The sequence below is a fragment of the Pauljensenia sp. 20925_1_27 genome (genome assembly GCF_041432835.1).
GTDB lineage: Bacteria > Actinomycetota > Actinomycetes > Actinomycetales > Actinomycetaceae > Pauljensenia.
The window spans coordinates 123,807-138,160 of sequence record NZ_JAPWAH010000003.1; the positions used below are offsets into that span (position 1 = coordinate 123,807).

The following is a 14,354-nucleotide window of genomic DNA, read 5'->3' on the forward strand; positions in this document are numbered from 1 at the left end:
GCGAGCCATACGTGTGGCTACCCCGTCGTGATGTTACGCCGGGCGCCGATGCGTTCCAATGATGTCCGTGTTGACGATGCCAATCGCGGCCATGAGCGCGAGCATCGTTGTGGGTCCCACGAATCGAAAGCCCCTGCGCTTGAGGTCGGTGGCCAGAGCCAGCGACTCCGGCAACTGCGTGGGCACTTCCTCCTGCGAGCGGGGACGCGGATCCTGCGCAGGGCGGTATGACCAGACGAGTTCGCCGAGGTGCGACGGAGCGGTCGGATCGGCCTCGCTGCGCAAGGCGACCGTCGCACGCGCGTTCGTGATCGCCGCCTCTATCTTTCGTCGATTACGAATAATGCCGGGTGTGCCCACGAGGCGATCGATATCCGCGGTCGTGAAGGCCGCGACACGGTCGGGGACGAATCCTTCGAATGCCTCCCGGAAGGCCTCGCGCTTGTCCAGTACCGTACGCCAGGAGAGTCCGGCCTGGAAGCCTTCCAAGACGAGACGCTCAAACACGCCGACCTCGTCGTGAACGGGGAATCCCCATTCGTGGTCGTAGTAGTCACGGATGAGTTCGTCGTGGGAGGCCCAGGTAGGGCGGATGAGGCCGTCGCTGCACCGCACGAGCCCATCGGGGAGGCCCAGGGAAAGAGGGGAGTTGTGTGAAGTAGTCATGAGTCGATCCTGCTCCCCGGTCATGACTGCGTCAACGCGTCAGCGGCGACCTGTGGATACACGTGTGAATCCGCCATGGCCTGTGGATAACTGCTGAGAAAAGCGAAGGCGGCTGCGAGAAAGAGAAGGGCGGGATACCAGGGTGTGGCATCCCGACCTTACTCGTGGGGTTTACTTGCGGCGCCGCTCGCGCACGCGCACCGAGATCTGGATCGGTGTCCCGGCGAAACCAAAAGTCTCACGTAGACGACGCTCAATGAAACGACGGTATCCGGGGTCGAGGAACCCGGTTGTGAAGAGGACGAAGCGCGGAGGTTTGCTTGACGCCTGGGTGCCGAAGAGAATTCGCGGCTGCTTGCCCCCGCGCAGCGGGTGCGGGTGCGCCGCCACGAGCTGCCCCAGGAACGCGTTGAGCTGGCCGGTCGGAATGCGGGTTTCCCAGCCCTCGAGTGCGGTGTCTAGCGCCCGCACGATGCGATTCGTGTGCCATCCCGTCTTTGCGGCGAGGTTGATGCGCGGCGCCCACTGGACCTGAACGAGCTCGCGCTCAAGCTCGTTCTTAATCTCCTTTTGGCGCTCCTCATCCACGAGATCCCACTTATTCGTGACGATCACGAGGGCGCGTCCCGCGTCGATGACCTGCTGGACGACGCGCACGTCCTGCTCGGTGAGCGGGGCTGAGCCGTCGATGAGGACCAGCGCAACCTCCGCCTTTTCAATGGCGGCCTGGGTGCGGATCGACGCGTAGTAGTCCGCGCCGGTCGTGCGGTGCATCTTGCGGCGGATACCTGCGGTGTCGATGAACCACCATGAGCGTCCGTCCAGCTCGATGAGTTCGTCGACCGGGTCGCGAGTGGTGCCCGCCAGCTCGTTGACGACGACGCGCTCGCCGCCAGCGAGGGCGTTGAGCAGAGACGACTTGCCGACGTTCGGACGCCCCACCAGGGCAACGCGTCGCGGACCGCCAGAGGGCAGCGCCGTGGCAACCGCAGACTCGGTGGGCAGAACCTCCATGATGACATCGAGGAGGTCGCCGGTACCGCGTCCGTGCAGGGCTGAAATGGGGTGGGGCTCGCCGAGGCCGAGACTCCACAGGTACGCCGCGTCTGCTTCCTGCAGCGGGGAGTCGACCTTATTCGCGGCGAGGATGATCGGCTTCTTCTTCGACCGAAGCATCTCGACGATACGTTCATCGGAGGCTGTCACGCCGACGGTTGCGTCGAGCACGAGGACGACGGCGTCGGCCAGGTCAACCGCAATCTCTGCCTGCTCAGCAACGGAACGGTCCAGGCCCTTGACGTCAATTTCCCAGCCACCCGTATCAACGAGCGTGAAGTCGCGGCCCGCCCACTCGGCCGGGTAGGAGACGCGATCTCGAGTCACGCCGGGCGTATCCTGCACAACGGCCTCGCGCCGCCCCAGAATACGGTTGACGAGCGTGGACTTTCCGACGTTCGGGCGACCGACGACAGCGAGAACGGGCAGACCCGCGGCAACATCGCCTGCTTCCGCGAGCGCGGCTTCGCCGGCCAGAAGCGCCAGGTCTTCCTCGTCGAGGTCGAACTGGTCGAGGTTGGCGCGCATGACGCGAGCGCGCGCCTCCGACTCTTCGTCGCTCATTTCGAGGGCGAGGGACGAGGCCGCGGCCTCGTCGGCGCTGTAGTTGTCGAGAGTGTCGGCCTCGAATTCGGCGGGCGCGTCGGGCTGATTGTCAAAGTCATTCACCCGCTCAGTCTACGGCGTGGCGCGCCGCAAAGGCCCGATGGGAGCCCCGGCGGCGCGCCAGTTCACAGATAACGGTGCGTTACTCGTGCGCGCGCACGTCGCCTTCGAGGACCTCGGCGGCGACGGGAACGTCGTTGTAGCGGTGGTGGATTCCCTGGATCTCCTGATACCACTCGGCGCCCTTGCCCGTAATGATGACGGTGTCACCGGGCTGGGCCGCGAGGATTGCCCGGCGCACGGCATCGCGTCGGCAGGTCGTGACCTCGGTGACGTCGGCCATGTCTGGGCGCACGGAGGCGATGCCTCGGAGCAGATAGTCGCGAATCGACTGGGGATCCTCGGTGCGTGGATTCTCATCCGTCACCCACAGGATGTCTGCCTCGCGGGCGGCGATTGCGGCGAGTTCCTCACGCTTGGTGGCATCGCGGTCGCCATCGGTGCCGAAGACGATGACGACGTTGCCCTCCGTGAGCTCACGTGTCGAGCGCAGCGTCCACTCGAGAGCCTCTGGCGTGTGCGCGTAGTCGACGATGACGAGCGGCTGGCCGCCCGGCGTAGGGTTGACCTTTTCCATGCGGCCGGGGATCTGGGGAGCATCCTCAATCGCACCGATGACGTCAGCGAGTTCAATACCCAAGCTGACGGCGGCAACGATCGCGACCGCGGTGTTTTGGATATTGACCTCGCCGAGGATGGGCATCGCGACGCGGTGGCCAGCGCCCGAGGGATCGACGAGGGTGAAGACGGTGCGACCGATCGTCTTGTCAGGCGTCACATCGCGGACTTGCCAGTCGGCGTCGTTGTCAGTTAGCGCAGACACCGTCGTCACAGGGACCGTCGCCTGCTGGGCGAGGCGACGGCCCCACTCATCATCGACGCATACGACGGCGCAGCGGGAGTGCTCAGGCGTAAACAGCAGGGCCTTCGCCTGGAAGTAGTTTTCCATGTCACCGTAGTAGTCGAGGTGATCATGTTGCAGGTTCGTGAACGCGGCAACGTCGAAAACGATTCCGTCGACGCGGTGCAACGAAAGAGCATGAGCGGAGAGCTCAATGACCCCCGCACCGCAGTTGTATTCCTCGGTGGCTGCAAGGAAGCGGGCGATGACGGGTGCCTCGGCGGTCGTGCGTACGGCCTCGAACGAAATCGGGCCGACGTGCGTTTCCACGGTGCCACACAGCGAGGCATCGGGGAAACGTGACGCGATGGCCGCGCGCATCAGATACGAGGTCGTCGTCTTACCGTTCGTGCCGGTGACAGCCATCGTCGTCAGACGCGTAGCGGGGGATGCGTAAACGTTGGCACATAGCTGCGGAACGACACCACGCGGGTCGCTGACCTGAACGACGGGGACCCCCAGGCCTCGTTCAAATGCCTGAGTGCGACCCTCCTCGTCGGTGAGAACAACGCTCGCCCCGGCCTCGATCGCTGCGTGAGCGAAACGAATTCCGTGCTGCTTCAGGCCGGGAATCGCCACGAAAAGCCACTCTGGCTCGCAGTCGTCGGAAGAAACGGTGATGCCGCGCAGGGATAACGTCGAGTCGGCAATCGACGCGGGGGCACCATCGGGAGCGAAAAACCCTTGGATCTCCAGGCCCGACAGCGCGGTCGTGAGTGGCACGGGGGCAACCGTGGGGCGAATATCAATCACTGAAGTCATGCCCCTACTGTAGTTCGTCGCTGCGGCGGCGCGCGCCACACAGAGCGACCGTGACACAGTAGGATAGGTGTCATGCAGATTTTGACACGCAACGAAGCAACACATCGCGCTGCCCATCTACACGTCTTCGCCATCGACGTCGTGGTCGATATCCGAGGAGCCCAAGACACCACGATTCCCACCTATCCCGTGACGTCGACGCTGACGATGACATCGGACGAGGAGCGCACCTTCATCGACATCGTGGGCGATGTCACCAAGGTCCTCCTCAATGGTGCCCCTCACCCGTTCGAGGAAGATGAAGACCGAGTGTGGGTCGGCGGACTGCCGGTAGGGGAGCCCATCACCCTTCAGGTCCACGCTCTCGCGCGCTACTCGCGCAGCGGTGAAGGCCTGCACCGCTACACCGATCCCGAGGACGGCGAGGTGTACCTCTACACCCAATTCGAGCCCAACGATGCCCACCGCGCATGGCCGTGCATCGACCAGCCGAACGTGAAGCCGGAATGGACATTCCACGTCATTGCACCGACGGGTTGGGTTGTCTCCTCCAACGGGATTGAGACAGGCGTGGAGTCCGTGGATGAGACGGGCGCGCTCCGTCATGACTTCACGGCGACCCGTCCGCTCTCTAGCTACATCACGGCGATCGTTGCCGGTCCGTGGGCAGTCATCGAGGGGGGCACCTGGAGCGGTGGCGCGTCGGATGGCGGGCACGCCGAGCTGGCGCTGCGACTCCTGTGCCGTCGTACCCTCGCACGCTACCTCGACGCCGATGATGTCTTCGAGGTGACCCGCGCCGGACTTGACTTCTATCATGCGCACTACGGCGTCACGTTCCCGTGGGGCTCCTACGACCAGGTATACGTGCCCGAATACAACCTGGGTGCCATGGAAAACCCGGGCTGCATCACCTTCAACGAGAACTACATTTCCCGCTCGGCACCGACGTTCTCCGAGCGTCAGCGCCGCGCGAATACAACGCTGCACGAAATGTGCCACATGTGGTTCGGAGACCTCGCCACGCCCTCGTGGTGGGACGACCTGTGGCTGAAGGAATCCTTTGCCGAGAACCAGGGTGCCAGCGCGATTGCAACCGCCACGCGTTACGTCGGAGAATGGGCGAACTTCGCGATGAACCGCAAGATCTGGGCCTACACGCAGGACCAGATGCCGACCACGCACCCGATCGCCGCCGACATTGCGGACGTTGCGGCTGCAAAGACCAACTTCGACGGCATCACCTACGCCAAGGGTGCGTCCGTTCTCAAGCAGCTGGTTGCTTGGGTCGGTGAGGACGCCTTCTATGAGGGCGCACGCCGCTACTTCGCCGAGCACAAGTTCGGCGCGACCAACCTGCAGGATCTGCTTGTTGCGCTTGAGGGTGCTTCGCGCCAGGAGCTCTCTTCGTGGAAGAACGCGTGGCTGGAGACCTCCGGTCCATCGACGTTGTCAGCTTCATGGGTGACGGATGCAGTTGGTGCTATCACAGACTTCACGCTGCATCAGAGTGGCGAGGCCTGTGGGGGAGTTCTGCGTCCCCACCGTGTCACCGTGTCTACGTGGCGGGTCGCCGCCGGTGCGCTCGAACGTACGCACAGCTTCGACGTGCGCATCGAAGGTGAACAGGCTCCCATTGATCCCGATGGGGTCCTCGCGGTTCCCGGCGGAGCCGCCTCCGCTGACCTCGTCGTCGTTAACGACGACGACCTGACCTACGCGATTTCGCGCCTGGATGAGCGTTCGACCGACGTCGCGCTCACCTACGTGGGGTCGATCGACGTCGCGCTGACGCGCGCAGTTATCTGGGCGTCTTTGTGGAACGCGGTGCGCGATGGCTTGCTTGATCCGCGCCGCTTCATCGTCGCCGTCCTCACGGCCGTGCCCTCGGAGACTGAGCCAGCCATCCGCGATCGTCTGCTTCTCTTCGTCGCTGAAGCGATTTCGTCATTCCTGCCGGGTGACCTGCGCGCAGACGTGCACGACCAGGTCCTGGCCACCACGATCCGCTTGTCTCGTGAGACGCAAGACGCCGATGCCTGGCGCTCCTACACGCGCGCCTTTATCGCCGAGTTCGCGGCACGCGGTGGAGACGAGTACGAGGCGACCGTGCGCAGTTTTGCGGCGAGCGATAACCCGGACATTGCCTGGCGCGCGCGCCGAGCGCTGGCGGCGCGAGGCCTCGTCGATGCGGGTGCCATCGAAGCGTGGCGCAGCGCCGACGGTTCGGGGGAAGCAGCGCGTATGAGCGTCGAGGCGCTCGCCTCTCTGCCAATCGAGGAAGCGCGCCGCCACGCGTGGGAGTCGGTGTATTCGGAGACTCTGTCGAACGACTTCCTCACCGCGACGCTTGCCGGTTTGCAGGCCTCGTCATGGGAAGGTGAACCGGGCATTGAGGCAGCCGTCGATCGTCTTCGTTCTTACTGGGAGTCCCACACGATTGGTATGGCACTGCGCTATGCCAATGGGGTGCTCGCGTACGGGCTCGATATCGATCGTGACGGTAGCGTGTCCCGCTCGGTAGGCCTGCTGCGCTCCTGGCTCGACACCAATAGTGATGCACCCGCGCAGCTGCGCCGCATCGTCATCGAGCATCTCGACGCGTTTGAGCGTGACGAGCGCGTGCAGCGCCGTTGGAAGCAGGACCAGTGACACACGGGGGACATCGAGGTAACGCGGCAGGGCAGGCGGAGCAGGCCACCCATGCCGTCCCTGTCGACCCTGCGGCCTCGATGTCCCTCTTGAACTCCCTGCTCGCCAATCCCCTGGATGCGGGCTACGAACACTATCGTGCTGATCACGGTTCGAGGCCAGCGAGTCTCATCGGAAAAATTGGCGTCTTTGCAGTTGCCGTCGCACTCGGTTTCGGGTCTATCGTTGCAACCTCCTCGCTCCGCGCACCTTCGGGGGACGTGAAATCTGATCTCAAGACTCAGGCGTCCGAGCGCTCGGCGACCGTCGAAGCTCTGAATGATGACGTGCAGTCGCTGGGCCGCGCCATCGATCAGTATTCCGAATCGGGCGCGAGCGCAGCCGCCGATCCGGCACAGGACATGGTGACTGCAACGACTCCGGTACGAGGCCCCGGCATCACCGTTACGCTCGCGGATCGTAGCGGTCCCGGCAAGGGGAGTGGGGCGGTACGTGACCAGGATCTTGCGATGGTCGTCAATGCCCTGTGGGCTGGCGGCGCCGACGCAATCTCTGTCAACGGTCAACGGATTGGCCCCGACACCTTCGTGCGCACGGCCGGTTCCGTCATCCTCGTCAATGTCACACCCGTGTCTTCGCCCTACGAAGTTTCTGCGATCGGCGACTCTAACGCCCTGTCTGTCTCTCTTGTGCGAGGGGCCACGGGAGACTACCTGTCGGCTGCGCAGTCAGTGACCGGTATGACCGTCTCCTCGAAAGTCTCCGACAACATCACGATGGAAGCGCTCACGCTTACGGACTCCCACTACGCAACGCCGGTGGGAGCATCCAACGAAGGAGGTTCTTCATGATTGCCGTTATCGGCTTAATCATCGGCATTGTTCTCGGTGTGCTCCTCGACCCGACGGTGCCAGCGTGGCTCACCCCGTTCCTGCCCGTGGCCGTTGTTGCGGGCCTCGATGCTCTCTTTGGAGCCGGACGAGCGTGGCTTGAGGGCCGCTTCGCTGACCGAGTCTTCGTCACGTCCTTCTTCTGGAACGTTGTCGTGGCCTGCCTCCTCGTCTTCCTGGGGACGCAGCTCGGTGTCGGCTCGGCAATGACGACGGCGGTTGTCGTCGTTCTTGGCATCCGTATCTTCTCCAATACGGCATCGATTCGCCGCCTACTGCTGAAGGCTTGAGATGAACGAAGAATCCTCGACAGCTCGCGCCAGCGACGAGACACCCGAGAAGCTCACGCGCGCGCACGGCACCCACCGTGAAGAACGCGTCCACCCCCGTTTGTGGACGCGCGCTCGCCAAGCATTCTTCGCGCTGCCCCGCGGGCTCCACGTCGTGATGCTCGTGATCTTCATGATTCTTGGTTTTGCCTTGGCGACTCAGGTGCGCGCACAACGCTCGGATCCGCTTGAGGGGCTCTCGGAACAGGACCTCGTGACTGTTCTCGATGAGCTCAGTACGCAGGAACAAAACCTGCGCAATCGTCGCGGCGAACTCTCCAGCGAACTCGACGACCTGCGCAGCGCAGCCAGTGAGGCCGACGCTCGCGAGCAGGCCACACGTAAAGCGCAGACTCAGGCGCAAATTGCAGCGGGCACTGTCGCGGTGCACGGCCCCGGTGTGACGGTGGGCGTGACGGATCCCGGCGCGAATCTGACGCCTACGCAGTTTGTTCAGACCCTGGGGGAGCTTCGTAACGCCGGTGCCGAGGCCATCGAACTCAACGGCGTGCGTCTGTCCACGCGTTCGGCGTTCACTGGCCAGGCTGGTTCGATCGTCGTCGATGGCACCCCGATCTCCTCTCCGTATACGTGGAAGGTGATCGGCGAAGGACAGACGATTGCGACAGCCCTCGACATTCAAGCTGGTTCAGCGGCGCAAATGCGAGCCAAGGGGGCGACGGTGACGATCACGCCGGTTAATGATCTATCGATTTCGTCCATTGCTACCCCGAAGCCACCTCAGTTTGCGACCTACGGGTGATGTCGTGTGCTGCAGGCGTTTCGCACCGGCGTTCTCGCGCCTGATACAAGGCGAACGTTTACACTTATCAGAGTCCATCTTCTTACTTATTGGAGCGCACAATGTCTGACAACCAGCCGTTCGATCCGACTGCAACCTCAGTTTTCGGCTTGGCGCCTGTGGTTGATGAGGTCGACGAGGCACCCGTTGCGCTGTCTGCTCGTGATCGCGAAGCAGTGGAGGCCCTGCCTGCGGGCTCTGCGCTGCTCATTGTTCAGCGCGGGCCAAACACGGGTGCGCGTTTCCTCCTTGATCCGGAGGTGACCAACGCCGGTCGCTCTCCCAAGGCCGACATTTTCCTTGATGACGTCACCGTGTCGCGTAAGCATTGCCAGTTCATCGCGTCCGAGGGCGGGCACATCGTCCGCGATTCGGGTTCTCTGAACGGTACGTACGTCAACCGTGAGCGCGTTGATTCCATCCAGCTGCATGCCGGTGACGAAGTGCAGATTGGTAAGTATCGTCTGACCTATCAGCCGTCGACCAAGCAGGCCTGACGTGTCCGCAGCCGTTGCGCATGCACGGGGGGCGGCTTCGTCCCATGAGGCGCGCTCGTGGCCGCACGACGTCGATCACAGCCCCGAGCTGTCGATCGGCCGTGTTGTTGATGCCCTGAAGGAAGAGTTCCCTGCGATCTCGCTGTCCAAGGTGCGCTACCTGGAGAGCGAGGGGCTTGTCGCGCCCGCACGCACGGGCTCGGGCTACCGCAAGTACTCGGCCGCTGACGTGGAGCGGCTACGCTACGTACTGACCGAGCAGCGTGACTCGTTCACTCCGCTCAGCGTCATCCGTGCGCAGCTCGATGCTCTCGATGCCGGGCATACGCCGACGCGACGCAGGGTGGCCCAAGTCGTCTCCTCTGAGGGACAGACGGTCTCGCTGGGGGGACGGCGGGCTATCCCTGCTGCGGACTTGGCCGACTTGACGGGCGTCGATATGGAGACGTTGGAACGCTACACGCGTCTGGGACTCATTACGCCAGACCTGGCGGGGTACTTTCCCGCTCGCTGCGTTCAGGCGGTGTCTGCGATCGCGCGCTTGGAGTGCGCCGGCGTCGATGTGCGCGTGTTGCGCGCGGTCCGTCAGGGTGCCGAGCGGAGTGCCGATATTATCGATCAGACCGTGTCCTCACAGAGGGGACGAGGCCGTGGCGCGGATCGCGAACGTGCGCGTGCTCGGGCGGTTGAGCTGGGGGAGTTGTTCGCCGAGCTGCATCGTGAGATGCTGACGGTTGCTGTATCTGCTCTCGCGGACGATGGAGACTAAGTCTCATGTTGAACATGAAGGTTAGACTCGCCGCTTCAGTCGTTGACCACCGTGCGTCGGTGCTCTACCGTAGTCCTGTTCTCATCAAGTACCACCTGCAAGGAGCCCGACAGTGAGCGCACAAGCGAACGTCGCTAGCCGGCAAGGCATGCTTTTCGGCGACCCGCTCGAAGGCCTTGACACCGACGAGATGGGCTACCGTGGCCCGGTTGCATGCAGCGCCGCTGGTATCACGTATCGCCAGCTTGACTACTGGGCTCGTACCGGCCTCCTCCAGCCGTCGATCCGCGCCGCGCGCGGTTCTGGTTCTCAGCGCCTCTACTCCTTCCGTGACATCCTCGTTCTGAAGGTCGTGAAGAAGCTCCTCGATGCGGGTGTGTCGCTGCAGCAGGTTCGTGTCGCCGTCTCCTCGCTGCAGAACAGGGGAGTGGATGATCTCGCATCGATCACCCTGATGAGCGATGGGGCCTCCGTGTACGAATGCACGTCGACAGATGAGGTGATTGATCTCCTTCAGGGCGGCCAGGGTGTTTTCGGTATCGCCGTTGGCCGCGTCTGGCGCGAGATCGAAGGTTCTCTCGCTGAGCTGCCGCTCGAGCGTTCCGAGCCGGCATTCGTCGACGAACTGGCGCAGCGACGCCGCGCGAAACTCTCCGCGTCCTGACGCGACGTATTCGACGATAGGGTGTGGGGGCCAGGCTCAGCCTGGCCCCCACACCCTTTTGTTCTGTCAGCGCGCTTATCTGCGCGCGGATTAGCGGCGACCGAGCGGGCGGCTCACCGTGTACGATGCCTCGATGTCGGTAATTTCAACGGTGACCAGGCCGTTTGCGTCGACAATGTAGGACTCTTCGATGAGGGGCCCATCGTCGGTGCGGACGACGGGAATCGTGGTGAGATCGATATCATCGAGACGCAGTGCCCGATCGAAGGGAAAGATAACCTCGCCGTAGGGCTGCAGGTCGCCGCGGGGCACCCCGGCCTCGTCGAATGACGAATACTCGACGAAGCGGAAGTAGCCGATGTTGTGTGCCGCCCGGTAGCGGCGCTTGATCGTCATGGTCTCACCTGGAGCAAGCTCAGTGTTCGGCTCAAGGAGCGTGTCGAATGAGATGAACGAGCCAGCCTCGCGCTCACGGAAGACGCCGACGCCGCGAGAGAGCTGTTCGCGTACTGTGTACGCGGCCTCGGGATCGGCACCGATGGCCAGACCGATCGCGGTCGAGGCTGCCGTGTGTGGGGAGCGGTGCACGCGGCGGCCGAAGCGCGAACGGAGGATGCGGGCGACCAGCGGCAGCTGCGAGCCACCGCCCACGACGTAGAGACCGGCGATATCGCCGCCCAGCTGACCAACGCCTGACGCGTCGGGCACCAAAAGGGGTTCCATGGCCTCGATCGTCGCATCGACGAGGGGAGTGGCAGCCTCGTAGAAGTCCGCAACGGGGATCGTCACGGGCTTTCCGTCGACGGGTACGGTGATGAACTTCGTCGAGGGGGAGAGGGTCTCCTTCGCGTCGCGTGAGTCTTCGACGAGACGCTCCCACGCCTCGTCGCCGAGCTTGCCGGAGTCGGTGCCGCCAGCCGCTGCGAGACGGGTGGCGAGTACGACGTCGAAATCGTCGCCGCCGACCATGTTGAGGCCACGTGATCCCATGACCTCGTGGAGTGTGCCTGTAGCCGACACGATCGAAGCGTCGAACGTGCCACCACCCAGGTCGTAGACGAGGATCGCTGTGCGCTTCGAGTTGAGCGTCCCCGCGTGACGGTGGGTGTACTCGAAGCCTGCGGCGGAGGGCTCGTTCACCATCGCAAGGACATCCCAGCCGGCTCGGCGGAAGGCCTCAAGGGTGAGGAAGCGCTGCGCAGACCACGCGTGCGCAGGGACGCCCACGAGAGCCTCGAGCGGCTCAGATGCGGGGAGGGAGGCGACGGAGGAATTGGTGCGCAGCTGGTGCTCAACGTAGCTGAGGAAGCCAGTCAGTGCGTCGAGAATTGAGATGCTGTGGTTACCTAGGCGCAGAGTGGACGTGTCAGTGACTGATGGATCGGAGAGTAGACGCTTGAAGGAACGCAGATGAGGTGCACCTTCGTGGGCAGCTTCTTCCGCGTCGAAGCCGTACACCAGGTGGTCCCCGTCAAGAGCGATGATTGACGGGACGAAATCAACCGTATCGTCATTATTGTTGACGAAGGAGACGATGGGATAGTTCCCTCGGTCAACGATAGCGATCGCGGTGGTTGTGGTACCAAAATCAACTCCGAGTCTCATGACACCCACACTAGCGTTTATTGACGGGAGCTCCTAGGACGTCTCGCCGGTCGTTCGCACATTTCCCAGTAAGGCTCTGTTTGCAATGGTGATAAAGAGCCAGGCGAGCAGGAAGTACACACATCCGGCAATGGCGTCAACCACATAATGATTAGCCGTTGCGACGATTGTCACGATGGTTACAACGGGGTGGGCGGAGAGAATCAGTCGCGCCCACCACGAGCGCCACACGTACGTGCCAAGCATGAATGCGACCCATATGGACCAACCCGTGTGCATCGATGGCATGGCTCCGTAGGGGTTCGCAAGCGTGCCAAACAGCTGGGAATATGCGGACGTGTGCTCGGCGACCGCATCGACAAAGCCGAGATCTGGGACCAGGCGTGGGGGAGCCAGCGGGTAGGTCCAGTAGGTGATGAGCGCGCCGATCGTCATGATAACGAGTGTCCATCGTGCCCGGCGGTAGTGGGTCGGGGCCTTGCGCCAGAGGGCGACCAACGCGAAGCCGGTCATCGCGAGGAAAGAGACGGCATACTGTGCGGACGCGAGGGAGGCGAGGAGCGGGTGGGCGGTCAGCCATGTGTTTGCTGAGCCTTCGATAAAGATGCCAATGCGCGACTCGAATGCGGCGACGTCGTGTGCATGCGCCACAGCGACAGACTCGGGGGCCTTGGCCAAGAATGACAGGACCGAGTATGCGAGGCATGCCAATGAGAGCGCGATGATCTCGCGAAGGGCAGGAGGCCGCTGGGAGCGTACGTGTAGGTCCGACGTCATGACAGCAACTGTAGCGCGTGGTCGGAGAGGGGTCGATAAAGAAAAACGGACATAATGTACATTATCGGATCGAGGGCTTGGGTGGAGACGAGGCCGTGGAAGCGTTCCGCTTGACGTGTCAGATAGAATGGTCCCGTTTCTTATCTACGTCCAGGAGGCTGTTATGGCTGACCGCGCACTGCGTGGCATGCAGATCGGTGCGAAGTCCCTCGAATCCGAGGACGGCGTTGTTTTCGCCGACCGTTTCATCGCTCGTTACGTGTGCCCCAACGGTCACGAGTTCGAGGTGACGCTCTCCAGCGAGGCGACGGCTCCCGCAACCTGGGAATGCAAGTGTGGCCAGCAGGCTGATCTGATCGGTGAGACCGTCGAGGACGAGGACAACAAGCCCGTCAAGCCCCAGCGTACGCACTGGGACATGCTGCTTGAACGTCGCTCCATCGAAGAGCTCGAGGTCGTACTTTCCGAGCAGCTCACCGCTTACCGCGAGGGGCGTCTGCGTCCTGAGGGTTCGTACCGTAAGGGCTGATTACTGCGAGAACGCTCGACGGGCGGCTTGGGTCAGGCGACCCAGGCCGCCTTTCGTTACCATGACGAGTTCCTCGACGAAGATCGACGAATCAAGCTTCGATTCGCCGGCGATGCGTTCGTCAAAGGTGATGGGTACTTCGGCGATCACCGCTCCCAGAGACCGTTCGAGTTCGGTCATTTCGACCTGGAATCCAAAGCCGGTCGTCGCTACCTGATCGAGTACGTCGTTGTCTCGCAGGAAGGCTGCGCGGTGCAGGCGCAGTCCCGCAGTTGCATCCTTCACCGGTGTTCCCAGGCAGAATCGGACATAATAATTCCCCGCCTTTGAGAGCGCGACGCGCTTGTGAGACCAACCGTTAATGCGTCCGCCCGGCACCCAGCGCGACCCAATGACGAGGTCGGGTCGATCGGGTCCAGCCATGCGCGTCAGTAGCTTCGGCAGATCCACTGGACGGTGCGATCCGTCGGCGTCCATCTGGAGTATGAACGGATATTCGTGCTCGATGCCCCAGCCCATGCCATCAACGTAGGCGGTGGCAAGCCCGGATTTCGCGGGTCGATGAAGGACATGGAGACGATCCTCGTGCGTGCAGCGAGAGTCAACCCACTCCCCTGTTCCATCCGGCGAGGAATCATCGACGATGAGGATGTGTGCGCGGGGTACATGGGACCAGATCTGCGTCAGGATCCCTGGAAGCGTCTCCATCTCGTTGTACGTCGGGATCACGATCAGGGTGTTGTCTCCCTGAGGAGACGGAACAAGGCGCTCAGGAATAGTCATGGATCA

Annotated in this window: 14 protein-coding genes; 8 read left to right on the forward strand and 6 right to left on the reverse strand. The window is 63.0% G+C overall.

Annotation, left to right across the window (positions count from 1 at the left end):
* Positions 1–33: 33 nt before the first annotated feature.
* From O3684_RS03300 to O3684_RS03310, 3 genes are all read right to left on the reverse strand, one after another.
* The gene (locus O3684_RS03300) at positions 34–666 is read right to left on the reverse strand and encodes a DNA-3-methyladenine glycosylase I (RefSeq protein WP_500065073.1); all 633 of its coding nucleotides are present in this window, start codon (positions 664–666) and stop codon (positions 34–36) included.
* A gap of 171 nt (positions 667–837) precedes the next feature.
* The gene (der, locus tag O3684_RS03305) at positions 838–2,391 is read right to left on the reverse strand and encodes a ribosome biogenesis GTPase Der (protein ID WP_500065074.1); all 1,554 of its coding nucleotides are present in this window, start codon (positions 2,389–2,391) and stop codon (positions 838–840) included.
* Between the two features lie 79 nt (positions 2,392–2,470).
* Positions 2,471–4,051, reverse strand: coding sequence for a UDP-N-acetylmuramoyl-L-alanyl-D-glutamate--2,6-diaminopimelate ligase (locus O3684_RS03310; protein ID WP_500065075.1), 1,581 nt, complete (start codon positions 4,049–4,051; stop codon positions 2,471–2,473).
* Between the two features lie 72 nt (positions 4,052–4,123).
* Between O3684_RS03310 and pepN the strand changes: the two genes are divergently transcribed.
* From pepN to O3684_RS03345, 7 genes are all read left to right on the forward strand, one after another.
* Entirely contained in the window at positions 4,124–6,703 is a 2,580-nt protein-coding gene (pepN, locus tag O3684_RS03315; RefSeq protein ID WP_500065076.1) for an aminopeptidase N, read from the forward strand.
* The gene (locus O3684_RS03320; protein ID WP_500065077.1) at positions 6,700–7,554 is read left to right on the forward strand and encodes a DUF881 domain-containing protein; all 855 of its coding nucleotides are present in this window, start codon (positions 6,700–6,702) and stop codon (positions 7,552–7,554) included. Before pepN ends, O3684_RS03320 begins: the two co-directional genes overlap by 4 nt.
* Entirely contained in the window at positions 7,551–7,883 is a 333-nt protein-coding gene (locus tag O3684_RS03325) for a small basic family protein (protein ID WP_007589292.1), read from the forward strand. Before O3684_RS03320 ends, O3684_RS03325 begins: the two co-directional genes overlap by 4 nt.
* A gap of 1 nt (position 7,884) precedes the next feature.
* Positions 7,885–8,685 carry a DUF881 domain-containing protein gene (locus O3684_RS03330; RefSeq protein ID WP_500065078.1) on the forward strand — a complete coding sequence of 267 codons (801 nt, stop codon included), beginning with the start codon at positions 7,885–7,887 and terminating at the stop codon, positions 8,683–8,685.
* A 101-nt stretch (positions 8,686–8,786) separates the two neighbouring features.
* A complete protein-coding gene (locus tag O3684_RS03335) occupies positions 8,787–9,221 on the forward strand; it encodes an FHA domain-containing protein (protein ID WP_500065079.1) in 435 nt (144 codons plus the stop codon).
* Position 9,222: 1 nt separating this feature from the next.
* Positions 9,223–9,990 carry a transcriptional regulator FtsR gene (gene ftsR, locus O3684_RS03340; RefSeq protein WP_500065080.1) on the forward strand — a complete coding sequence of 256 codons (768 nt, stop codon included), beginning with the start codon at positions 9,223–9,225 and terminating at the stop codon, positions 9,988–9,990.
* A 112-nt stretch (positions 9,991–10,102) separates the two neighbouring features.
* On the forward strand, positions 10,103–10,654 hold the full coding sequence (locus O3684_RS03345; protein WP_500065081.1) for a MerR family transcriptional regulator: 552 nt from the start codon (positions 10,103–10,105) through the stop codon (positions 10,652–10,654).
* A 90-nt stretch (positions 10,655–10,744) separates the two neighbouring features.
* Here the strand turns inward: O3684_RS03345 and O3684_RS03350 are convergent, their stop codons facing one another.
* Positions 10,745–12,259 carry an Hsp70 family protein gene (locus tag O3684_RS03350; RefSeq protein ID WP_500065082.1) on the reverse strand — a complete coding sequence of 505 codons (1,515 nt, stop codon included), beginning with the start codon at positions 12,257–12,259 and terminating at the stop codon, positions 10,745–10,747.
* 33 nt (positions 12,260–12,292) lie between these two features.
* Positions 12,293–13,036, reverse strand: a complete 744-nt coding sequence (locus O3684_RS03355) for a phosphatase PAP2 family protein (RefSeq protein WP_500065083.1) — start codon at positions 13,034–13,036, stop codon at positions 12,293–12,295.
* A 163-nt stretch (positions 13,037–13,199) separates the two neighbouring features.
* On the opposite strand from O3684_RS03355, the gene O3684_RS03360 reads away from it, so the two are divergent.
* Positions 13,200–13,565: an RNA polymerase-binding protein RbpA gene (locus O3684_RS03360; RefSeq protein ID WP_500062295.1), complete on the forward strand. Its 366-nt coding sequence runs from the start codon at positions 13,200–13,202 to the stop codon at positions 13,563–13,565.
* On the opposite strand, the gene O3684_RS03365 is transcribed toward O3684_RS03360, so the two are convergent.
* Complete coding sequence (locus O3684_RS03365) at positions 13,566–14,348, reverse strand: polyprenol monophosphomannose synthase (RefSeq protein ID WP_500065084.1); 783 nt, start codon at positions 14,346–14,348, stop codon at positions 13,566–13,568.
* Positions 14,349–14,354: the final 6 nt, after the last annotated feature.